Below are 21,559 nucleotides of genomic sequence, written 5' to 3' on the forward strand. Positions count from 1 at the left end.
ACATCATGGATATCCAATTTCTCGGCGCCACCGGTACGGTGACCGGGTCCAAATACCTGGTGGCCGTGGACGGGCTGCGCGTGCTGGTCGATTGCGGCCTGTTCCAGGGTTACAAGACGCTGCGCCTGCGCAACTGGGAACCGCTCCCCGTCAGCCCCGCCACGCTCGACGCAGTGGTGCTGACCCATGCGCACCTGGACCACAGCGGCTACCTGCCCTTGCTAGTGCGCGACGGGTTCCGCGGCAAGGTCTACTGCACTGCCGCCACGCGCGACCTGTGCCATCTGCTGCTGCCTGACAGCGGTCGCCTGCTGGAGGAAGAGGCAGGCTACGCCAACCGCCACGCCACCTCCAAACACACGCCTGCACTGCCGCTCTATTCGGAAGCCGACGCCGTGCGCGCGCTGCGGACGCTGGTCCCGGTCGACTTCGGCCACGTCCTCAAGCTGTCCCACGACCTCAGCATCGAATTCCGGCGCGCCGGCCACATTTTAGGGGCAGCCATGCTGCGCATTCAGCACCAGGGGCAGGTGCTGACCTTTTCGGGCGATCTGGGCCGCCTCCACGACCCGCTCATGATGCCGCCCGCTCCCATCGAGGAAACCGATTACCTGGTGCTGGAGTCCACTTACGGCGACCGCTGCCACGCAGCGGACGACCCCATCGCCACGCTGGGCAAGCTGATCCGCGACACGACCGCCCATGGCGGGGTGGTCATTATTCCTTCGTTCGCCGTCGGCCGCGCGCAAGAGGTGCTGTACTACATCCACCAGCTCAAGCAGCGCGGCGAGATTCCTTCGGTACTGCCCGTCTATCTCAACAGCCCCATGGCGACCGAAGCGACCGCCATCTTCCAGCGTCACCGGCACGACCACCTGCTCAGCGCCAAGGAGACCGATGCCGTCTGCCATGCCGCGCGCATCGTCACCACTGTCGAAGAATCCATTGCGCTCAACCGTAGCCGCGCACCGAAAGTCATCATTGCCGCCAGCGGCATGGCCACCGGCGGCCGGGTATTGCATCACCTGGCTGCTTTCGCGCCGGACGCACGCAACACCATCGTATTCGCAGGCTTCCAGGCCGGCGGCACGCGCGGGGCCGCGCTGGTCGGCGGTGCACCCAACATCAAGATTTTTGGCGAATACGTCCCGGTGCGCGCCAAGGTGGTGCAGATGGACAACCTGTCGGCCCATGCCGACCAGCAGGAGATCCTCACCTGGCTGGGAAACTTCAAGCGGCCGCCACGCATGACCTACCTTACCCACGGCGAGCCAAGCGCAGCGGACGCGCTGCGCCTGCGCATCGAGGAGCGGTACAAATGGCCTTGCCGCGTGCCACAGTACCGCGACCGGGAGGATCTGCGGTGAACACCGGCGGCACGCCCGTCGCCGCGGGTGGATATCGCAAGCATGCAACATGCCTGTCGGGACTTGATTAAGGTCAACGATTTTGCATCTGGTCGGCGCTACTGTTGATGCACAACCATTTGACCCTGGAGTTATCGTGCCCCTCATCGCCCTGGCCGCCTGGCTGGCGGCAGCCGCAGCCCCGCCTGCCACCTGCAGCATTCTGGTCTACCACCGCTTCGGCCCGTCCGCGGCCGACAGCATGACGACCACGACCGCTGTCCTGGAACAGCAGCTGGCTGCGCTGCCGGCACACGGCTACCGCATCGTGCCCGTAGCCGATTTGCTGGCTGTGCTCAGGCAGAAGGTGCCGCCCCCGGCCAGCCTGGTCGCGCTCACGGTGGACGACGGACATGTCAGCGTGTTCACCGAACTCGCTCCGCTACTGCGCCGCATGCCAGTCCCCGTCACGCTGTTCATCTACCCTTCCGCGATCGGCAACGCCAGCTATGCCATGACTTGGGATCAGCTGCGCGTGGTCGCCGCCCAGCCTGCCGTCGAGGTAGGGGCGCATACGTATTGGCACCCGGACTTCCGCCGGGAGCGCAACCGCCTGGGGGCTGATGCGTTTGCCGCGTTCGCTGCCGCACAACTGACACGGCCACGGGCACTGCTGCACGACAAACTGGGTATCGAGGCACGCTACCTGGCCTGGCCCTATGGAATCCAGGATGAAGCCCTGCAGCGCCAGGCGCAGGCAAGCGGCTACACTGCTGCCTTCGCGCTCGGTGAGCGCCACGCATCCACGGCCGACAATGTTTTCGCCCTGCCGCGTTTCCTGATCACCGATGCAGTCGGGGTGCGGGGGCTGCTGGCGCGCTTGGCCGGCGGCCCGGCATGCGTGCCATGATCGCGCGCTTCTTTTGGCTGTGCTTGCTCGCCTGGCAGCTGGCTGCTCAGGCAGTCGAGGGGCGCGTGCTCGATGCCGCCAGCAGGCAGCCGGTCGCGGGCGCCATCGTCACCGCAGCCGGCCGGGCCACCACCACCGATGCCGAGGGCCGCTATAACCTGGCGGTCGCGGCGTCACAGGTTCACGCCCGGGGCATAGGCTTTGGCCGGGTATCCGCCAACGTCGAGGCGCGCATGGCACAGGCGCCAGACCTGCTGTTGCCTGCGCTGCGCCCCAAAGCACTCTATCTCTCCGCCTATGGCATTGGTGACAAGGGCCTGCGCGAAGCCGCCCTGCGCCTGCTGGCGGAGACGGAATTGAATGCGCTTGTGATCGACATGAAAGGCGACAGCGGCCTGGTACCCTACCCGAGCAAAGTGGCGCAGGCAACCCTGTGCGGCGCACGCAGCGTGACCACCGTGCATGACATGGCCGCACTGGTTGGCAGCCTGAAACAGTCGGGCGCATACCTGATCGCGCGCATCGTCGCGTTCAAGGACAACCTGCTGGCCGAAGCACATCCCGAGTGGAGTGTCCGGCGCGAGGACGGCGCGCTGTTTCGCGACAACGAACACATGGCGTGGATCGACCCTTCCCAGCGCGAAGCCTGGACCTACCTGCTCGATCTCGCCGAAGAAGCGGCCGCCATCGGCTTCGACGAAATCCAGTTCGACTATGTGCGCTTCCCCGACAGCCGTGAAGTGCGCTTCGCACAGCCCAACAATGCCGCCAACAGGGTTGCGGCCATTACCGGCTTCCTGCTGGCAGCCCGCGCGCGCCTGTTGCCGTACAACGTTTTCCTGGCTGCCGACGTGTTCGGTTATACCGCGTGGAACAGCGACGATACACAGATTGGACAAGACCTCCCCGCCGTGGCAGCAGCCGTCGATTACGTCTCGCCCATGCTGTACCCGTCCGGATTTCAGTTCGGCATCCCTGATTATCCTAATCCCGTCGAGCATCCGGCGCAGATCGTGCAGCGAACGCTGCTTCGCGCCACCGCACGCACCGGCGGCAATCCACTGCGTTTGCGGCCCTGGCTGCAGGCCTTCCGCGATTATGCGTTTGACCGCCGGCCATTCGACGCCGACGAAATCCGGGCCCAGATCGACGGCGCCGAGTCTGCAGGCAGCAATGGCTGGATGCTATGGAATCCGCGCAACGACTATTCAGCGGTTGGCATGCGCGCGCGTTAGAAACCGTGCAGGCGCCAGGGAGCGTATAGCGCACCTTGGCGGCGCACCCGCCTTGCGCAGGGATTGACCGTATATTACATTCATGCAGCGACTTAGAGACAACAATCCACTGGCCATGTGACATAATCACTCATCACAAACACGGACAGCGAGCGCTGGATCCACGCATTTATGCTGAGAACATTCCGGGCGCCGTTCCGACACCTGTGCACGATATCCCTGCTGGGTGCACTTTGCCACAGCGCGGCCGCCGCGCCCGCCGGCTGCAAGCGCGACATCGTTGTGGCCAGCAGCCAGGTCGGGCGCGCCATGACCGTCGGCGCGGACAACACAGTGCGCGGCGCGGTCAGGGACTTCCTCGATCTTGTCAGCGAGCGCACCGGGTGCAGATTCCAGTATGCGCCTGTCTCGCGCGCACGCGCCTGGATGATGGTCGCCTCAGGCCGCGCCGACATCATGCCCGCCGCTTCCCAAACCCATGAACGTGACCAGTTTGCCCAATTTGTCGCCACCCACCAGGTCAGGCCGATGCTCATTTCGCTCGACCCCAGCCAGCCTGCCGTCGGCTCCATCGATGAATTGCTGCGCACCCGGCTGCATGTGGCCGTTGTCCGCAGCTACGACTTTGGCATGGCTTACCGAAATGCGGTGGGCGAACTCAAACGCCAGGGGCGGCTGCATTCCGTCACGGACCCGCAAGCGGTCGCCGCCCTGCTTGAGTCGGGCGGTGTACACACGGCGCTGTTGCCACCTTCCGCCTTCGCTGACGCGGCAGAGCTGAACCAGCTCGCCCCGCGCTTGCAAACGCGCGCCTTGCCCGAAATGCCGCATATGCGCATAGGTTTTTACCTTTCCACTTCATCCTTGGACGATGCGGACCGGCTCCTGCTGCAGGAGGCGATCCGCAAGGCGGTAGCGAGCGGCGCCTACGCCGACGCCATGCGCCGGCATTACCCGCGCTGGGCCCTGGCGGATGTGCGCTCCAATTGAGCGCTGCGCAGCGATTCATCGCGTAGCGCTTCGATCAGGTTCGGACCGGCTGGCTTGCGTGGAAGCGCCCGGCGACTGCGGCGGGCGCCATGGCAACCCCTGCCCCCTTAATTGATGGCCACTTGCTTCGAGCTCTTGCCGGGTTTCTTTGGCAGCGTCAGCACCAGCACGCCGTCGGTGTACTTGGCTTCCACCGTGGCATCGTCAATATCGCTCGACAGCGTGAAGCTGCGGGTTTGCTGGCCATAGTACCGTTCGCTGCGCAGGGATTTACCTTCCTTCTGCTCGCTCTCACGCTTCAGTTCGGCGGAGATCGTGACCTCGTTGCCTTCGACATTCACGTGGATGTCTTCCTTCTTGACGCCCGGAATCTCCGCTTTGACGGTATAGGCCTTGTCGCCCTCTTCCACATCCATCTTGATGCGCGGTTCAACGTTCCAGTCGCGCAGGGCTGGACGCAAGCTGAAGTCGCGCATCCACTCTTCCAGATTGTGGAAAGGCTCAAGGCGAGCGATGTCGCTGAACGGGTCGAAACGGGTCAGGTGGTTAGCCATGATAGTCCTCACTTTCCTGATAAGTTGGCGGCATCCGCCCGGATGCCTGACATTGATCTTATTGAGGCGGTCCCAGGAGCGACATGACCTAGGTCAATCGCCGCACGCTTGGTGCCGCCATGCTACTCATCTGTGAGCGGACGGGTCATCCTGTCGCGGCGCCGGAGGGTTCTGGCCTTCGTGCTCGATCATCTGTTCCATCATCATCTGCATCATGTCCATGCGCCGCTCCATCATGCCCATGCGGTCATGCGGGCCGCGGTGGCCAGATTGCCAGGGGCAGTCGCGCCCCTTCTCGGCCTGGCATTCCAGGCGCCGCATCGCCAATGCGCCATCGCGCATCGACTGCCGGTGTTCGAGCAGGAGCCGCTCACGCTCCTGCGGATCCTTGGTGGCCTTGATGCGCTCCATTTGCGCCAGCATCTTCTTCAGGTGCTGGTAGGCCGCATCAAACTGCTGTTCGCTATAGGCCGGGCCGGCGCCTGTGCGCGCCGGAGCCGGCGCTTTCGGCGGCTCAGCCGCATTGGCCGCACACCCCAGCATGGCCGCCAGCACCAGCGGTAAAGTCTTCTTCATGTCCCTTCCCCTCTCTCAGTAAATCGCATCCCCAATCGGCGCCATCCCCCACCAGAGTCCGCTCGATCCGCCGCTATCAAAGCGCCAGGCACCGCCCTGCAAGCCATCGCCACTGCGGCGTCCGTCCTAAGCCATGTACTGGCCGCCGTTGGCGCTGAAGGTTGCGCCAGTGATGTATCCCGCATCGTCGCCGGCCAGGAACTGGACGATATGCGCCACCTCATCCGGCCTGCCGAGCCTTCCTACCGGGATTTGCGCGACAATGCGCTGCAGCAGTCCGGGATCCATCACGCCCACCATTTCGGTTGCTATGTAGCCCGGCGCCACGGCGTTCACGGTAATGCCCTTGCCAGCCGACTCGAGCGCCAGCGCGCGCGTGAAACCGAGGATGCCGGCTTTGGCGGCAGCGTAGTTGGTCTGTCCAAACTGCCCGCGCTGGCCATTGACTGAGGAGATGTTGACGATGCGCCCGAAATTACGCTCGCGCATGTCGTTGATGACAGCGCGGCACATGTTGAAGCAGGATGTCAGGTCGGTAGCGATCACGCTGTTCCATTGTTCCGCTGTCATCTTGTGCAGCATGACGTCACGCGTGATGCCTGCGTTGTTGACGAGGATGTCGACCGGGCCGAGCATCTCGCGCACCTTCGCAATGCCATTCACACAGGCGCTGAAGTCCGCCACATCCCACTGGCAGATGGGTATGCCGGTCTCCCGGTGAAACGCTTCTGCGGCCGTGAAATTCCCCTGGAATACCGCGGCCACGCGATAGCCCGACATCTTCAGCCGATCCGCAATCGCGGCCCCGATGCCGCGCGTGCCGCCCGTAACAAGCGCTACCCGTCCCATGCTGCCTCCTTGTTTGTTTGACGTTGTTCCCCGGCCGTGAAATCCGCTCACGCACCCGCGCCATTGGCGCGCGCCGGCATTGGTTCACCGATGCTCTGCGCCAATAGGATGTGCTGGTTCAAGCCCAGGCCCATGGCTGCAGCCAGACGTTCCCGGTCGATCAAGGCGCGCGGAACACTCGCAAGGCCTTCCGCCGCGCACATCAAGGCGACGTTCTGGCTCATGCACCCGGCTGCGATGGCCGCCATCTGGAGCATCTCGTCGGGCTCCACCAGTTGCATGCGCGCCAGATCGGCGACAAAGATCAGGTTCACCGGCGCGTCGGCCACGAAGTCCTGGGTACCGGTCAGGTGCCGGATATCTTCGGCGTTGACATTGAGCAGCAGGTTCAGCCCGGCGTCGTAGCAATAGAGGCCTTCCTTGAGCGCGACGTAGACATCGGTCTCCTGGTTATTGTAGGCACTGGGCGCGGTGCGGTGATCGGGACGGTTATAGCCGGCCGCAGCCCATAGCAGGCGCGACAGCTGGTACAGCGGCAAGGACGCCGGCGCAAAGGTCCGCTGCGAACAACGCCGTCTCAGGATATCCACCATCGACATGCCGAGATCACTGAAAGCGGCATCCTGCGCAAAGCAGGACGGTTTCACCAGATCGATTGCGCAATTGGCGCGTAGTTTTTCTCCCACCTCTGCCTCCGTTGATGAACAGGTCCACGTTCACTCACATTAGGAAACAGATGTGCGCTTGTCATCGGCAAAGCGGAGGCTCCGGCGCAAATTTCGGCAAAACCTAACTCAGATCAAATTTCCCGCTATCCCGCCAGCTAGCGAATGAAGAGCTGCTATGCTGAAAAATGCAGGTAAAGCAATGCTTGCCGGAGTCCCCGATGCACAAACTGCTGGATCAAATCGTTCAGATGACCGGGTATCGCCCCAGGCTGCTGGTGGTGGATGACGATCCCGTCACGGTGGCGATCTTGCGCATGATTTTCGAGCGCAAGATCGACATCGTGAGCGCCGCGACAGGCACAGCCGCCATGGCGCAATGCCATAGCGCCCGTCCTGACCTGATCTTGCTTGACATCAACCTTGGGGAGGAAGACGGCTTTGACCTCTGCCAGCACATCAAGCGCCAGCCGGACCTCGCAGGCATACCGGTCATCTTCATTACCGGCAGCCATGCCGAGGAAGACGAAGTGCAGGCTTTCAAGCTCGGCGCCGTGGACTTCATCCGCAAGCCGATTTCTCCCTTCATCGCCGAGTCCCGCGTGGTGACCCACCTGGCCCTGCAGCTCCAGACTGCGCTGCTCAAACGCGTGGCACACAGCGATGGCCTGACCGGCCTGAAGAACCGGCGTACATTCGACGAGGAACTGGAGCGGGACTGGAAGGAATGTGCGCGTACGGGCTGGCCGCTGTCCGTCATCATGATCGACATCGACTATTTCAAGCAATACAACGACAACTATGGTCACCTCGCTGGCGACGCCTGCCTGCGCCGTGTGGCGTCCGTGATCCACGCCGCGCTGTGCCGGCCCAGCGACTGCGCGGCACGCTACGGCGGGGAGGAATTCACCTGCCTCTTGCCGAGCACCGACTTCAAAGGCGCCCTCTCCGTTGCGGAGAATATCCGGTCCTGCATTTCCGCCCTGGCGATTGCGCACCGCGATGGCGCGACGGCGGCGCAGATTGTCACGGCAAGCATCGGCGTCGCAAGCTGCTACCCCAGCGCGGACGCCGGCTGGCTTGACCTGCTCGCTGCGGCCGATCACCAGCTTTACCGCGCCAAGGACAGCGGCCGTGACCGCGTGTGCGGCATGCTGCGCGCTCCTGGCAACCATGGCGCCAGCCTGCACGCCACATCGCGCAGCACTGGGCAGGAGGCCGCGGGATCCCAGGCCGCGCCGCCTGGCGCCAATTGAGGCCGTTGCTGTCGCACCTTTGTTTCCCAAAGCCTTCTGCGAGATAAGGGCCGGGCGGCATTTTCATGCCGCAGCGCTGGACTGCCCGGCCGCAGCGATGCCGACCGGCGCCAGGGCTTGCTGCGAGGTCGTCGCGAGCAGTTCTTCGATGGCAGTTCGCTCCAGCACCTCCTTGTCAAGCAATGCATGCGCCAGCAAATCCAGGTGACGGCGCCGTGCCGCCAGCGTCTCACGCACGCGCTCCCGGGATGCAGCGAGCAGATCTTTCACCTCGTCGTCCACGATGCGCGCAGTATGGTCACTGTACCCGCGCCGTTCCGCCGGCAGCATCGCGTAGCCGCCCAGTCCTGGCGCCTGTTCATAGCTCGCCAGGCCAAGCCGTTCACTCATCCCATATTGCATCGCCATATGGCGTGCCATGTCCGTAGCCTGCTGCAGGTCGTTCTGGGCGCCAGTCGATACGTCGCCAAACACGAGTTCTTCCGCCACACGGCCGCCGAGGAATACATCCAGGCGGTCCAGCATCTCCGCCCTGCGCAGCAGGAAACGGTCTTCGGTCGGCACCTGCCGTGTATATCCCAACGCAGCGATTCCCCTTGGAATAATCGAGATCCTGGCGACGCGATCGGCGTAGGTCCGGGTTTCCGCGATCAGCGCATGGCCGGCTTCGTGATACGCCACTGTTTCCTTTTCAATGCGGCTCATGACGCGCGTCTTCTTCTCCAGCCCCGTCAGGACGCGCTCGATCGCCTCTTCGAAATCGCTCATATCGACTTGCTCCTTGCGTTTGCGTCCCGCCAGCAAGGCCGCCTCATTGACCAGGTTGGCCAGATCCGCACCCGCCAGTCCGGCGGTACGCGCTGCCAGTGCCTGCACATCCAGCGCCGGCGACGCCTTGATGGCACGCAAGTGCACCTCCAGGATGCGCTGCCGGCCCACCAGGTCCGGCCGGTCAAGGGCAATCTGGCGGTCGAAGCGGCCCGGCCGAAGCAGCGCTGCATCCAGGATTTCGGGACGGTTGGTCGCGGCCAGCAGGATCACGCCCTTGTTGGTATCAAAGCCATCCATCTCCACCAGCAACTGGTTCAGCGTCTGCTCCTGTTCGTTGTGCCCGCCCTCCAGTCCGCCGATCCCCCGCGCCCGGCCCAGTGCATCGAGCTCATCGATAAAGATGATGCAGGGGGCCTTGGTCACGGCTTGGGCGAACAGGTCGCGTACGCGCGCGGCCCCGACGCCAAGGAACATCTCGACAAACTCCGAGCCGCTGATCGAAAAAAAGGGCACCCCGGCTTCACCCGCAACCGCCTTGGCGAGCAAGGTCTTGCCCGTGCCCGGCGCGCCGACGATCAGGACGCCCTTGGGTATCTTCCCGCCCAGGCGACGGTAGCGATCGGGATTACGCAGGAATTCCACCAGTTCCATCAATTCTTCCTTCGCCTCGTCGATTCCCGCCACGTCGGCAAAGGTGACACCGGTATTGGCGGCCATATAGACCCGCGCGTGGCTTTTGCCGATGCCAAGCAGGCCATCGCCTAATCCCATGCCGAAGCTGCCTAACAGGCGCGGCAGGCCAAACAGCAGCAGCAAGGGGAATACCCACCACAGCAGGGAGCTGAGCCAGGTGCCCTCTTGCACGCCGGTGTAGCGGATGTTTGCCTGCCCGAGCTCCGTCACCAGGCCTGGATCGGCCACGCGCACGGCGCTGAACTGGCATGGCAAGCCAGGTTTGCAGCCGAAGCGCGCAACGCGCGGAGCCTCGATGACAGCGGGCAGGCCATCGGGCTCCACCATTCCCGAAACCATGTGCTCGGATAAGGCGATATCCTTCACCTTGTCGATCTTTACCAATTGCTTGAATTCGCTGTACGCTAGTTCATTACTGGACAAGCCGGACAGCAGGTTCAGCAGTAGCGCCAGTACAAGCGAGGCCAGCAGCCAAGGCCACAGTTTGTACCATTTGCCGCCGGAACCGGGTTTCTCTATCGCCATCGCACGCCTGCCCTTCGTCGTAGTCGCCAAACTGCTTCTTCCTTGCAGGCATGCTGCGCCTCGCCGCCAGCCCAAACCATGATCCAGATCAAGTCAGCGTTTGCGTGACTGGACTGCGGCGCAACTCCCCCTTGTCCCTCATTTTGATCCAGATCATGGTGAAGCCCCGGCACGCGGAGCAGACTGAAATCTTCCGACTTGACCCCGATATGGAGGTTGCCGTGTACAAGACCATCGTTCTGCACGCAGATGCGTCCCGCAGTGCGCCGACACGCCTGCAGCTGGCCGCCTTGATCGCCGAACAGCAGCAGGCGCACCTGGTGTGCTCCGCGATGACGGGCATTTCCCGCTATGTTTACCGTGGGCACGATCCCGTGCCCCACGACGTCATCCGCGCCGACCTGGCGCAATTGGCAACGGCACGCGCCAGAAAGGTCTTGGTGGAGCATGCGCGGCTTGCGGGCACCCACGGGGTGGCGTCTTATGAAGAGCGGCTGGTCAACGACGACGCTTATGGCGGGCTCGTGCTGCAATCGCGCTATGCCGACCTGGTCATCCTGGGACAAGCCGACCGCGATGATCCGGCAACAGGCGCAAGCCAGCAGGGCCTGCCCGAGTATGTCATTCTCAATGGTTGCTGCCCAGTACTGGTGGTTCCCTTCGCCGGCCACTTCGCGAGCATTGGCAAGAATATTCTAGTCGCATGGGATGGTAGCCTGCATGCAGCCCGTGCGATCAAGAACGCCCTCCCCCTGCTGGTCAATGCCGGGCGCGTAATAGTGACGATGGTGGACCCTGTGATCGGCGATGACGACCATGGTGAGGAACCCGGTGCGGATATCGCCTTGCATCTGGCGCGTCACGGCGCTGCCGTGGAAACCCAAGCGATCGCCAGCGACGGCGACGTGGGCGAGGCACTCATGGCCGCGGCCGACCGCGCCCAATCGGACCTGCTGGTCATGGGCGCCTATGGCCATTCGCGGCTCCACGAGATCATGCTGGGCGGAGCAACCCGCACTGTATTGGAAATGGCAACACTACCTGTTTTGCTGTCGCGCTAAGCCCGCCGATGCTGCACGACACGAATGGGGCCAAGCTCAACAAAGGGCATTTTCTGCCAGCTTTGACATTGCGTTCGGCGCGCATTCGCCAGCGAAAGGATAAATCATGTTAACCGATAGCGACATCAAGAAGCATGTCGAACAACAGCTGATCTGGGAGACGGACTCCGCCGCCAAAGACCTTGCTGTCTCCGTGCGCGAGAAAATCGTGACACTGAGCGGCTTCGTACACAGTTACGATCAGAAAGTGCGCGTCGAAAACGCTGCCGAACGCGTCGTCGGGGTGGCGGGGGTGGCCAACGATGTCGAAGTGCGGCTGGCAGGCGACCCTCGACTTGATGCCGACATCGCTCGCGACTGCGCCTCAGCGCTCGTCTACCAGTTGCCGCAATCGGCCGCGACCATCAAAATCGTGGTCGACCACGGCCTGGTGAAGCTCGAAGGCCAGGTTGAGAGAAACTATCAACGCGTCCTGGCGGAGAAGGCGATGCGCTCGATCCGCGGGGTGCGCGGCGTCGCCAACCACATCGAGTTGCACCCCACCGTTGAACCGAAGGACGTCCAGCGGCAAATCGTCGCAGCTTTCCATCGTATCGCCAACGTCGACGCCGCCCATATCAAGGTCGAGGCCGTCGGAGGCACGGTCGTGCTTGACGGTACCGTACACTCATGGGCGGAACGCGTGGCGGCAGAACATGCAGCCTGGATGGCGCCGGGCGTAAGCCATGTCGTCGACCGCCTGAGCATCGATACCTCACCCGTGCCTTGACATGAAACGCATTGGCGTACTTACCGGCGGCGGCGACGCACCGGGCCTGAACGCCGTCATTCGTGGCCTGACCCTGGCGCTTGAAGGGGTCGAAGTACTCGGCATCGAAGACGGTTACCTGGGCCTGATCGAAAGGCGGACACGGCCCCTCGGCCGCGCCGCCGTGGCAGGCATCGAAGCGGACGGCGGTACGATGCTTGGCACCACCAACCGTGTCAGCCCACTCAACTACCGAGACCGGGACTGGAGCGCCGATGTCATCTCCTATGCACGGGAACTCGGTCTCGCTGGCCTGGTAGCCATCGGCGGCGATGGCACCATGGCCATTGCCAGCGCTTTGCACATGCGCGGCCTGCCGACACTGGGGCTGCCAAAGACGATCGACAACGACATCGCCTGTGTGGAACGGAGCCTGGGCTTCGACACTGCCGTCGCCACGGTCACAGAGGCACTTGAGCGCAGCCACACCACCGGTGCCAGCCATGGCCGTGTGATGCTGGTTGAGACCATGGGCCGTACCGCTGGCTGGCTGGCGTTGGAAGCGGGCCTGGCCGGCGCAGCCGACATCATCCTGCTGCCCGAAATCGGCTTCGACCTGGACGCCGTCGCCGCCGTCTGCAGCGCACGGACCGCGCACCGCGGCAGCGCCCTGATCTGCGTAGCCGAGGGCGCCAAACCTCGCGGCGGCGAAATGACGTTCCGGGGCGTGGTGCCCGGTGCGCCAGAGCCGCAGCGACTGGGCGGCGTGGCCGAAAAGCTGGCCACAGATCTGGCCGCACGCCTGCAGTGCGAAGTCCGGGCAACGGTTCTCGGACACGTGCAGCGCGGCGGCACGCCGAGCCCAGGGGACCGGCTGCTGGGAACGCTGCTGGGTGAGACCGGCGCTACGATGGCGCTTGCCGATCTGTGGGGAAGCATGGTGACCTTCGAGGGCGGTCGTATCGGTGCGGTGCCGTTGGCAGACGTCGCGGGACGCACTCGCCGCGTGCCGTTAAGTCATCATCTCTTGGATTGTGCACGGCATATCGGTGTGAGTCTGGGCGAAGCCGACGCCATGTTCGCACACCAAAAAATAATGGCTCCGACTGGAGCCATTCTTTGAATCACCGAACGAAACGACAGTTAATGCTCTGTCACTCCCACTCTATTATTTACGGTAGACCAAAGCCCTTGATTCTGCTGCTCTTTCTGGAAAGTCCTTCAATCGATACCAGCAGAAATACCATCACCGATTGTTCGCTTAGAGCGCCCTCGCCCTTACGATTCACCTCGATTATCTTACACCTACAAGCTAATGCGAACAAAGTCGAAGAAACGTAGCAATAGAGCGTCACCAACATCCTATGGTGCCGGCATCCTCACATTAACAGACCTCGTGCGATGCACAGTGAGCAGGGTCGCTTCCAAATCTCTACGCCATGTCGTCAACTGACCTGATCTGATCCGACGCCTTGCAATGGCGCCTTGCCTGACACGATCTGCGGCCGTCGGCTTCCGCACCCCTTTGCGGACCGTTGCGATTCTACATAGCGGTCGTTCAACGCGTGCGATAACTGGCGGCTGGAGCGCGCAGCGCGTAAGCTGTCCAGTTGATTAAAAGGTTAGGCATTATTCCGTCACAACGCCAATGAATACGTGACAAGGATCTACCTCCCCAGACAAATTTATGGCCCGATCAATTTCGGGTTCTTTTGCAATAAACCCTTGTCCGTCTGATGTAAGAAGCAGAACTGAGCGATCGTGGGATTGAACAATAGTCCTTATTCGACCACTTAAGATAAGTTTTTCGGCAAGTTGCCAAGTAACTTTCTTCGGGCTCGGATGAGAAATAGCCGGTGATTGCGCTTTGGAATTTCTCTTCATTGCAGCGTCGACTTCTCGATCCCCAATTACTTCGTTTGCACGGGCGCACGACAATTCACCGTCGCTACGTTTCAGGTCCGCGGCGTGAGAGGTCAGCGAAAATAAGCAAATAGCTAGTACCAACCAGAGGTTCATGTTAAGCCTAACGTTCAAAGTAACTGGCTGACGGAACGCGCAGCGTGGAGACAGTCCAGTTGACTGCATTGTTGGGGCATTTACGCATGAAGTTGTACCTCAGCCCATTTGACCAATGGATCCAAGAAGTGCAATTCGTCGGCTTTGTTCCAAACCGAGGAGAATTCGTGTGCGTCCCTGTGATGCAGCCAACCACCAGCGCATAGCGCCACGACAGAGCGAAACGCCTGTTCATTCGACGGCTTCGCAGAAAAGGTAAATTCAAAATACTCGGGAATCTTCCAATATGGCTTCGGCGGAGCCGAAGCCGCAAAGCCAAGACCATTCAAAGCCGAGAGCATACGTTCGGCGACAGCACCTGCGGCAGTGGCGCTGTCGCATTCAGCAAAGATTCGCATGAACAGGTTCAAGGTGCTCCCCAGCGTTAGACGTAACCGGCCTCAGCAACGCGCAGCAATGCGAAGGTCCGGTTGGCGGAATTGTTGGGCATATTAGTCAACAACCTTCGTAGCGTAGACCTTGCGCATGACATCGGGCATTTCGAACCAAATCCATTGAATGTGCTCCGACAATACTTGATTGTCCGGGCCTATAACCTTTGTTCTAGTTAGATACGCCCTTTTGTTCCTGATCTCTTCAATCTTTGGTGATTGCACGTGTAGCTCACCCTTTTCATTGACAGTACCCGAGACCATGAACGGGGACTTGTTATCAGCCGGGTCCTCAAACTCTACTAAGATGCTTGAGCCCACAGGTAGCGGTTTATTTGGAAGCAGCGAAAGTGCCAGTATCGATGTTGGCGCATCTCGCGCGACAAGCACCATCGCAACCGCCGATGTGAAGTATTCGGTTTGCGATGGCCGCGTCGGTCCGCTGGGACGAACCTCTTCGGCTGACGCTTTCGCAAGAACGATGCTAGAGAACACCAATGTAAATAGTTTGACTAATAGCTTCATCGATTAATGGCCCAACGTTTGCGATCAGCGGCGCCGCTAGGCGTCCGCTGGATCAATTGGTTGGGGCAAAGAGCGATTTCAAACATAGTATTTTGCGATCTCGTCGGAATCCATGCTTTGCATTGAAAGTTGGACTTTGATACCTCGCGCATATCTCGCACTGCCAAGGAAATACTTACGTTCAGCCAGCACACCAATGTGCCTGAAGTCACCGAGGTCAATAATCTTAATCAGAACAGAAACCTCGCCCCCAGCTACGGAACTAATGACTTCGTGATTTTGAATCTGCATGAGTTCACACGGAGACAAACGAAGCAGGCGATCAGCCTCGAGATCGACCGCAGTTTGGAAGTCTTGATCATCCAATATAGCCACCAGCTCCCCAACGTGTTTGCTCAGCGGCGCGCTCCAGCGGGCAACGCCCGCTGGAGCACGTCCGCTGGAGCTGAAAGTTAGGACAGTTACTGCTCTTTTTGACCATCGGGACTCCAATAGCTCCAAGTGCCAATTTCCACTCCGTTCTCGAAGTGACCTTCTGCAGCCAACTTACCATTGTCGTGAAAATCCCGCCAAAGGCCTTGCTCATTCCCGTGTGAATAGTTCCCAGTGGACGCGAGAGTGCCGTTCTCGTGATAAGCCTCGAACAATCCATGTCGTATCCACTTGCTTCCGTCCTCCGAAAGGTATCGAGCGTATCGAAACCTCAGACCTCCAGATTCATAAGGGATTTCGGCGATATCTAGGTGCAGCATGTCTTCTAACGTGTTATATATCGCAAATTAGCAATATAACATGGGCAGTTGCGATATAACACCCTGCTATCCGACGACCAAGAGCCCGCTTGCCTGTTGAGCCCGTTGGAAGTATACTGTATGCATGTACAGTATTAACAAAACTGACAAAAGTCGCAGGCCTCCTTTGACCTCGGTCCGGCTCTTGGACCAGGTCAGAGAGCGGCTTCGGTACATGCATTACAGCCTTCGAACCGAGAAAACGTACGTCTTTTGGATTCGTTGGTTCATACGCTGGAACGGTTTGCGGCATCCGCGAGACCTTGGGGGTAAAGAGGTTGAGGCGTTTCTGTCCATGCTCGCCAATGTTCGACAGGTGTCCCCATCCACGCATCGCCAAGCATTGAGCGCACTGCTATTTCTTTACAAAGTTGTGCTCGATATCGAGCTGCCTTGGATGGAACAAATCGGGCGCCCGAAGCCGATTAAGCGCATTCCTGTGGTGCTTACCACTGACGAAGTCACCCAAATTCTCCGGTCCATGAATGGGGTAACCGGAGTCTTGGCGCGACTAATTTATGGAACGGGAATGCGCTTACGTGAGGCTCTGGCGCTGAGAGTCAAGGACGTCGACTTTGGTCGAGACATCATCATAGTTCGTGAGGGCAAGGGTGGTAAGGATCTAGTGGTCATGCTGCCTGGATCGATAAAGTCTGCATTGAGGGAGCAAATCGCCTATTCTCGTGCACTGTGGGACGCGGACAGGCTGGCGGATCTGCCAGGCGTCGAACTGCCATTCGCATTGGCATCGAAATATCCACGGGCGGGCCAAAGTTGGCCATGGCAGTGGGTGTTCCCTTCGCCAACGCTATCAATTGACCCCAGGTCAGGTATTCGGCGGCGTCACTATCTCTTCCCCGAGCGGCTTCAAAGAGCCGTAAAAGCTGCCGCCCGATTAGTAGGAATTCCAAAGCATGTCACCGTCCATACATTCCGACATAGCTTTGCAACGCACGTTCTCCAGCGAGGAACTGATATTCGGACTGTTCAGGAACTACTCGGTCATAGCGATGTCAGCACCACCATGATCTATACGCATGTCTTGAAGCTGGCCGCTGGATCAACGCCAAGCCCACTTGACGCACTAGTTCTTGGAGTCTGAGACGTAACTCAACGTCCGGTTCTGGCCGGGTTCTGCCTGCGGTGTCATCTTCACTGTTCAGCAGCGGCGCCGCAAGGCGTCCGTAGGAACTGAAGGGTAGGAAAATGCGGGTCAGTCACGAGTAGTATTCAACGCCAGGCGGCCGCTCACCGTTGCGTTAATGCCGCAAAAAGTACGGAAGTGACGATAATTAAGCCGCCCATGACTCGGGCTAACCTGCCCTGAACTCCCCCTGGAGTGCCACCACGAGCAACCCAATTTAGCTGACCGAAGATCAGGCCATGCAGGCCGTTACCAATAAATGCACCCGTGAACACGCGACCAAGCTGCGGCACAGGCGACGAGGAAGGAATTACCAACATGGCAATCACGCCAACTAAAGCGCCGATGCCCATGAACATCATTTGTCTCATAAAGGTTTAATATGCCCGAGTTAACCTGCGCAAATCGGCACGTCAGGGTTAAATGGGCGGCTAACATCTTATGTATTGAAAATTAACAATATAACATGGGCGGCTGCATTTGGCCGCAATGAGCCACGATACAGGGTAGCATCTTGCTTGCCTGAAAGGTTCACACTGTGTCACATCGCGCGCTACCATTGCCCTTAAGCTGAAATTGGGATTGCTCAGCATCAAACGCGACAAATGATTGAATTGCCATGCCTCCGCAGCGTTCATTGGCAAGCGCTGGGAATTATCGCCAGACATCTACCCGATTGACACGGAAGAATTTGTACATTAAATTGATGGTCAACCATGGTAACGATACCACTCAATTCAGCGTGACGTTGAGTACCGTCCCTTTTTTGACATCAAGTGAAATGCCGCGAATTCTTTCCTCTCTGCTCTTCTTAGCCATCAGCAGCGCCCAAGCGCAGATTAACGTGATCACGCTATGGCCGGAGGGCGTACCGAACGCTCGGCCCGATCCTGGCCCAGAGCACGTCGACGGTGATCGTATCAGCAACGTCTCGCAACCTACGCTGACCATGTACCCAGCCTCCTTCGACCGTCCTGCAAAGACCGCCGTCATCATCTGTCCAGGTGGGGGGTACGGTTTTCTGTCTTTCACCCGCGAAGGGCAGCAGTATGCTCAGTGGCTATCCCATATTGGCATCACCGCCTTTGTGCTCAAGTCTCGACTGTCGGACTATGGACACCCCGCTCCGCTCCAGGACGTCCTCCGTGCGATCCGGACGGTGCGCGCGCATGCAGCCGAGTTCGGCGTCGCGCCAGACCGCATCGGCATTATGGGGAGCTCGGCGGGCGGCCATCTTGCGGCAAGCGCCGCCACCTTATTCGATCATCCTGACGGCCAGACTGGCGCGCCATTGGATGCCGTCAGCGCACGCCCTGACTTCGCGATGCTGATGTACCCAGTCATTACCATGACCCCTACTACCACGCACGCCGGTTCGCGCAACGCCCTGCTTGGTGCTACCCCGTCGGCGGCGCGCGTGCAGCTGTTGTCGCTTGAAAATCAGGTGACCGCGAACACGCCGCCCACTTTGCTCATGCACTCGCAGGATGACGACCTGGTGCCGGTCGATAATAGTATTCTGTTCTATCAGGCCTTGACTCGCGCACATGTACCAGCCGAGATGTATCTGTTTGAGCACGGGGGGCACGGTATGGGAACGCGTCCGGGCTTAGGTACGGCATCAAACTGGACCAAACGCGCTGAGGAATGGCTGCATGACCGCCAACTGATCGTGCAATGACTTCGATAATCTAGAACATATCCTCCCCCGGCAGCTCTCTACAAATCATCGCATGTCATAAGTTCAAAGACTGCTTTTGGCCGACTCCGACCGTCAATGTTCACTTCGCTAGAACTTGGGCGCATTGTTCTTGAACACTGAGTGGATTCCGCTTTCTCCGATACGGTCAAAATCTTTTTCATAGTACGTTTTTGCCCACTCAATGAACTGCTCTGCGTTCATCTGAACCATGCGAAGTAACCATCTACCGCCGCACAAAAAATCTGCGCGCGGTCCAATTGTTGCTGGGCCACACCAAGCTTGAAAGCACCGTGCGCTACTTAGGCATCGAAGTCGATGACGCCCTGGAGATGGCGGAACAGACCGACGCATAACCAACTCGCGGGGCGGCAGTAGACGCCCCAATGGGCCCTTCATGTATTGCGGGGCTGTGAAAATCTTCGTCGATTGCGGTCAACCACGCTTGTGCAGTGACGCCCATCTGAAGCGAGGCACCCAGCCCTAGGCAGCCACGATAAAATTGGCGATACTCGATTGCATTGTTCCTGCGGCATACTGGAGTTGCCGAATCGCCTGGCTCGTCGCCTTCAATGAATCCAGTGTTTGCTGTGAGACGTCGTCAAGCTGGCCCATGGTCTGAGATATCTGCATGGCGCCCGTTGCTTGTGATTGCATCCCCTGCAGTACCGCATCAAAATGCGGCACCATTTTTTGGACTTGATCCATCACACCCGACAGCTGATTGGAGACATCCATTACTTCGCCGACGCTACGGCGAATCTCTTCCGAGAATTTATCCATCCCCATGACACTCGCTGAGACAGCTGATTGCATCTCCTTGAGCATCTGCTCAATATCCCAGGCCGACGCCGCTGTCTGGTCTGCGAGGCGACGAATTTCACCCGCAACGACAGCGAAACCACGCCCGGCTTGCCCAGCATTCTCCGCTTCAATGGCAGCATTGAGCGAGAGCAGATTGGTCTGATCCGCTACCTTGGTGATGGTCACCAGAACACTGTTAATGCTACTCGACTTTTCTGAGAGCGCCGCGAGCTTGGACGTAATCGTGCCAGTCGCCGACACCATGTTCTGCATCGTGACATCCATACGCTGTAGGCCATTTTGTGCGACCGCTGTGGCGCTGGTGGTGTAATCCGCCACGATAATGGCGTCTTCCATTGTCCTCAGAAGTTTGGCGGTGTTAATCGAGATCTCCTTGGTCGTGCTGCGAATCTCGGCGCTCGACTTCGCCTGTGCAATCCCCGTTGTCTCCTGCTGCTTCGCCGATGCGCCAATTTCGGTCGCTGAAGCGGTCACCTGCATGCAGGCCTCCTGCACGCTACGAATCAGTGCCTGCAAATTGTCAACCATCCTGGCCAAGCCATCGCCCAACTGGCCGATCACATCGTTTCCCGAGACACCGACCTTGCCCGTCAGATCGCCGGCGCTAGCCCGCGCCACCACCGCCGACAGCGCATTGACCTGGGACGTTAGCAGATCCGTCGCGGCCCTCTCCTTCGCTTGACTATCCTGGATCACCTGCGCCATGCGATTGAATTGAATGGTCACTTGCGCAAGCTCATCGTCCGAAATCACCACAGCGCGCGCAGCCAGATCACCAGCGCCCATCCGGCGGACCGCATCGGCGAGATGATCCAGCGGGGCCTGAAGAGTGCCATTCAACCAGTACGCGACGATCAATGCCAACCCAATACAAAGCGCGCCACCCAGCGTCAACACCAAGAACATGCCCGCCTGCAGGCGAGAGGACTCCTGAACGCGTTCTGCCAATAGTCGCGCCTCGTCGTCGCTGGCGGCATCGATCAAGGTCCCGATCTCTTTTGTCAGATGCAGTGCGCCCTTAAGTAGCGGAGAACGCCCGATCTGGTCCGCCGCCCGGATGTCATGCCCTAGGCCACGTCGCTGCTCGATGAGCATATTGAGGTAGTTCTTGACCCAATCATCGACCAAGTGCCTGATCTTATTGAACCGTTCCTGCCGCCCCGGATTATCCGCGGTCAATAATACGGCCTTGGCGAGATGCCCACGCAGCGACAGCTCCAGTGCCGGCAACTGCGCCAGGTCGTCCGACTCGCCCGTCAACAAGTAACCTCTTACAGTGGCCTGCATCTCCAGGACATCGTTGGCAATCCGATTCGCCTCGAGGATGACCGCGAGCGTGTGCTTGTCCCACCGGTTCGCTTCGTACACCCGAACCGAATGCTGGTAGGCTACGATCAGCAGGAACAACAACACGGCGACGAACACGCCAAAGCCAAGCCGCAACTTGGTCTGAATTCTTAGATTTTTCAGCATTGGCAGTCGCGACGGAACAATAAGACATCGGACTGTAGCACCAGGCCGGCCGCAGCAGTGGAATATTTCACCAGCCCAGAGGCACTTAACAAAACGCTCCGCGTGCGTTCTTGGTACGCTGCATGAAGTTGGCACCGCCTTCCGATACTCGTCCTGCTGGTCCGCGGCGCAATGCCGGACCTGTCCAAGCTCCAGCGTTTCGGATCTATGTAGTCTGAAGACCGCTCACTTAGGAGTGCGTCCGCCTTGATTAATGCCGCGCTGAGGCCGCCGTGCAATACATTTTTGTGCGATGCACAGAAATGTGATAGACTACGTCCCGTGGTGAAGTCCTCGAGAACTTTCCCCTGTAGCACCAAACATTGGTCACAGGCTGGCACTATGCAGATAGCATGGGCTGACCGCTTCGCACCACGCAGATAGCGTGGGCTGTAGCAGCGATTGAAACATTGGCATTACTTTGAAACGAAGCC

General features: G+C 59.9%; 22 protein-coding genes and 1 pseudogene. 12 read left to right on the plus strand and 11 right to left on the minus strand.

Annotation, left to right across the window (positions count from 1 at the left end):
* Positions 1-5 precede the first annotated feature (5 nt).
* The 4 genes from GM658_RS05390 to GM658_RS05405 all read left to right on the plus strand — a co-directional run bounded on the left by GM658_RS05390 (position 6) and on the right by GM658_RS05405 (position 4,481).
* The gene (locus tag GM658_RS05390; protein ID WP_155452976.1) at positions 6-1,367 is read left to right on the plus strand and encodes an MBL fold metallo-hydrolase RNA specificity domain-containing protein; all 1,362 of its coding nucleotides are present in this window, start codon (positions 6-8) and stop codon (positions 1,365-1,367) included.
* Positions 1,368-1,503: 136 nt separating this feature from the next.
* Positions 1,504-2,256, plus strand: a complete 753-nt coding sequence (locus tag GM658_RS05395) for a polysaccharide deacetylase family protein (RefSeq protein ID WP_371865037.1) — start codon at positions 1,504-1,506, stop codon at positions 2,254-2,256.
* Entirely contained in the window at positions 2,244-3,491 is a 1,248-nt protein-coding gene (locus tag GM658_RS05400) for a putative glycoside hydrolase (RefSeq protein ID WP_155452977.1), read from the plus strand. Before GM658_RS05395 ends, GM658_RS05400 begins: the two co-directional genes overlap by 13 nt.
* A gap of 171 nt (positions 3,492-3,662) precedes the next feature.
* Complete coding sequence (locus GM658_RS05405; protein ID WP_155452978.1) at positions 3,663-4,481, plus strand: substrate-binding periplasmic protein; 819 nt, start codon at positions 3,663-3,665, stop codon at positions 4,479-4,481.
* 107 nt (positions 4,482-4,588) lie between these two features.
* Here GM658_RS05405 and GM658_RS05410 read toward each other — a convergent pair whose 3' ends face one another.
* The 4 genes from GM658_RS05410 to GM658_RS05425 form a co-directional block, all read right to left on the minus strand.
* Complete coding sequence (locus tag GM658_RS05410; protein ID WP_155452979.1) at positions 4,589-5,035, minus strand: Hsp20/alpha crystallin family protein; 447 nt, start codon at positions 5,033-5,035, stop codon at positions 4,589-4,591.
* Between the two features lie 126 nt (positions 5,036-5,161).
* Positions 5,162-5,611, minus strand: a complete 450-nt coding sequence (locus GM658_RS05415) for a hypothetical protein (RefSeq protein WP_155452980.1) — start codon at positions 5,609-5,611, stop codon at positions 5,162-5,164.
* Positions 5,612-5,737: 126 nt separating this feature from the next.
* Positions 5,738-6,460 (minus strand): acetoacetyl-CoA reductase, encoded by a 723-nt coding sequence (gene phbB / locus GM658_RS05420; RefSeq protein ID WP_155452981.1) that lies wholly within the window; start codon positions 6,458-6,460, stop codon positions 5,738-5,740.
* Between the two features lie 47 nt (positions 6,461-6,507).
* A complete protein-coding gene (locus GM658_RS05425) occupies positions 6,508-7,146 on the minus strand; it encodes a SagB/ThcOx family dehydrogenase (protein WP_371865038.1) in 639 nt (212 codons plus the stop codon).
* 200 nt (positions 7,147-7,346) lie between these two features.
* Here GM658_RS05425 and GM658_RS05430 point away from each other — a divergent pair, with 200 nt between their 5' ends.
* Positions 7,347-8,381, plus strand: a complete 1,035-nt coding sequence (locus tag GM658_RS05430; RefSeq protein ID WP_170298682.1) for a GGDEF domain-containing response regulator — start codon at positions 7,347-7,349, stop codon at positions 8,379-8,381.
* Positions 8,382-8,444: 63 nt separating this feature from the next.
* Here the strand turns inward: GM658_RS05430 and ftsH are convergent, their stop codons facing one another.
* On the minus strand, positions 8,445-10,370 hold the full coding sequence (gene ftsH, locus GM658_RS05435; protein ID WP_155452983.1) for an ATP-dependent zinc metalloprotease FtsH: 1,926 nt from the start codon (positions 10,368-10,370) through the stop codon (positions 8,445-8,447).
* 50 nt (positions 10,371-10,420) lie between these two features.
* Between ftsH and GM658_RS05440 the strand changes: the two genes are divergently transcribed.
* From GM658_RS05440 to GM658_RS05450, 3 genes are all read left to right on the plus strand, one after another.
* The gene (locus GM658_RS05440) at positions 10,421-11,431 is read left to right on the plus strand and encodes a universal stress protein (RefSeq protein WP_229416768.1); all 1,011 of its coding nucleotides are present in this window, start codon (positions 10,421-10,423) and stop codon (positions 11,429-11,431) included.
* A gap of 106 nt (positions 11,432-11,537) precedes the next feature.
* Positions 11,538-12,200, plus strand: coding sequence for a BON domain-containing protein (locus GM658_RS05445; RefSeq protein ID WP_155452984.1), 663 nt, complete (start codon positions 11,538-11,540; stop codon positions 12,198-12,200).
* Position 12,201: 1 nt separating this feature from the next.
* Positions 12,202-13,302: a 6-phosphofructokinase gene (locus GM658_RS05450; protein WP_155452985.1), complete on the plus strand. Its 1,101-nt coding sequence runs from the start codon at positions 12,202-12,204 to the stop codon at positions 13,300-13,302.
* 506 nt (positions 13,303-13,808) lie between these two features.
* Here GM658_RS05450 and GM658_RS05455 read toward each other — a convergent pair.
* The 3 genes from GM658_RS05455 to GM658_RS05465 all read right to left on the minus strand — a co-directional run bounded on the left by GM658_RS05455 (position 13,809) and on the right by GM658_RS05465 (position 15,154).
* Positions 13,809-14,198 carry a hypothetical protein gene (locus GM658_RS05455; protein ID WP_155452986.1) on the minus strand — a complete coding sequence of 130 codons (390 nt, stop codon included), beginning with the start codon at positions 14,196-14,198 and terminating at the stop codon, positions 13,809-13,811.
* Positions 14,199-14,278: 80 nt separating this feature from the next.
* Positions 14,279-14,608, minus strand: coding sequence for a hypothetical protein (locus GM658_RS05460; protein ID WP_155452987.1), 330 nt, complete (start codon positions 14,606-14,608; stop codon positions 14,279-14,281).
* Between the two features lie 81 nt (positions 14,609-14,689).
* Entirely contained in the window at positions 14,690-15,154 is a 465-nt protein-coding gene (locus GM658_RS05465; RefSeq protein ID WP_155452988.1) for an NUDIX hydrolase, read from the minus strand.
* A 129-nt stretch (positions 15,155-15,283) separates the two neighbouring features.
* Here GM658_RS05465 and GM658_RS28805 point away from each other — a divergent pair, with 129 nt between their 5' ends.
* Positions 15,284-15,610, plus strand: coding sequence for a hypothetical protein (locus GM658_RS28805; protein WP_170298683.1), 327 nt, complete (start codon positions 15,284-15,286; stop codon positions 15,608-15,610).
* 5 nt (positions 15,611-15,615) lie between these two features.
* Here GM658_RS28805 and GM658_RS29745 read toward each other — a convergent pair whose 3' ends face one another.
* Positions 15,616-15,906 carry a toxin-antitoxin system YwqK family antitoxin gene (locus GM658_RS29745; RefSeq protein ID WP_155452990.1) on the minus strand — a complete coding sequence of 97 codons (291 nt, stop codon included), beginning with the start codon at positions 15,904-15,906 and terminating at the stop codon, positions 15,616-15,618.
* Between the two features lie 124 nt (positions 15,907-16,030).
* Here GM658_RS29745 and GM658_RS05480 point away from each other — a divergent pair, with 124 nt between their 5' ends.
* Entirely contained in the window at positions 16,031-17,047 is a 1,017-nt protein-coding gene (locus GM658_RS05480; protein WP_155452991.1) for an integron integrase, read from the plus strand.
* A 146-nt stretch (positions 17,048-17,193) separates the two neighbouring features.
* Here GM658_RS05480 and GM658_RS05485 read toward each other — a convergent pair whose 3' ends face one another.
* Positions 17,194-17,451 (minus strand): hypothetical protein, encoded by a 258-nt coding sequence (locus GM658_RS05485; protein ID WP_155452992.1) that lies wholly within the window; start codon positions 17,449-17,451, stop codon positions 17,194-17,196.
* Positions 17,452-17,795: 344 nt separating this feature from the next.
* On the opposite strand from GM658_RS05485, the gene GM658_RS05490 reads away from it, so the two are divergent.
* Positions 17,796-18,770, plus strand: a complete 975-nt coding sequence (locus tag GM658_RS05490; RefSeq protein WP_229416769.1) for an alpha/beta hydrolase — start codon at positions 17,796-17,798, stop codon at positions 18,768-18,770.
* 242 nt (positions 18,771-19,012) lie between these two features.
* Positions 19,013-19,144: pseudogene (locus tag GM658_RS29215) on the plus strand (integrase); the annotation flags it as partial.
* Between the two features lie 127 nt (positions 19,145-19,271).
* Here the strand turns inward: GM658_RS29215 and GM658_RS05495 are convergent.
* Positions 19,272-21,086 (minus strand): methyl-accepting chemotaxis protein, encoded by a 1,815-nt coding sequence (locus GM658_RS05495; protein ID WP_155452993.1) that lies wholly within the window; start codon positions 21,084-21,086, stop codon positions 19,272-19,274.
* Between the last annotated feature and the right edge of the window lie 473 nt (positions 21,087-21,559).

The sequence above is a fragment of the Massilia eburnea genome, assembly GCF_009720745.1.
Classification (GTDB): Bacteria; Pseudomonadota; Gammaproteobacteria; order Burkholderiales; family Burkholderiaceae_D; genus Rugamonas; species Rugamonas eburnea.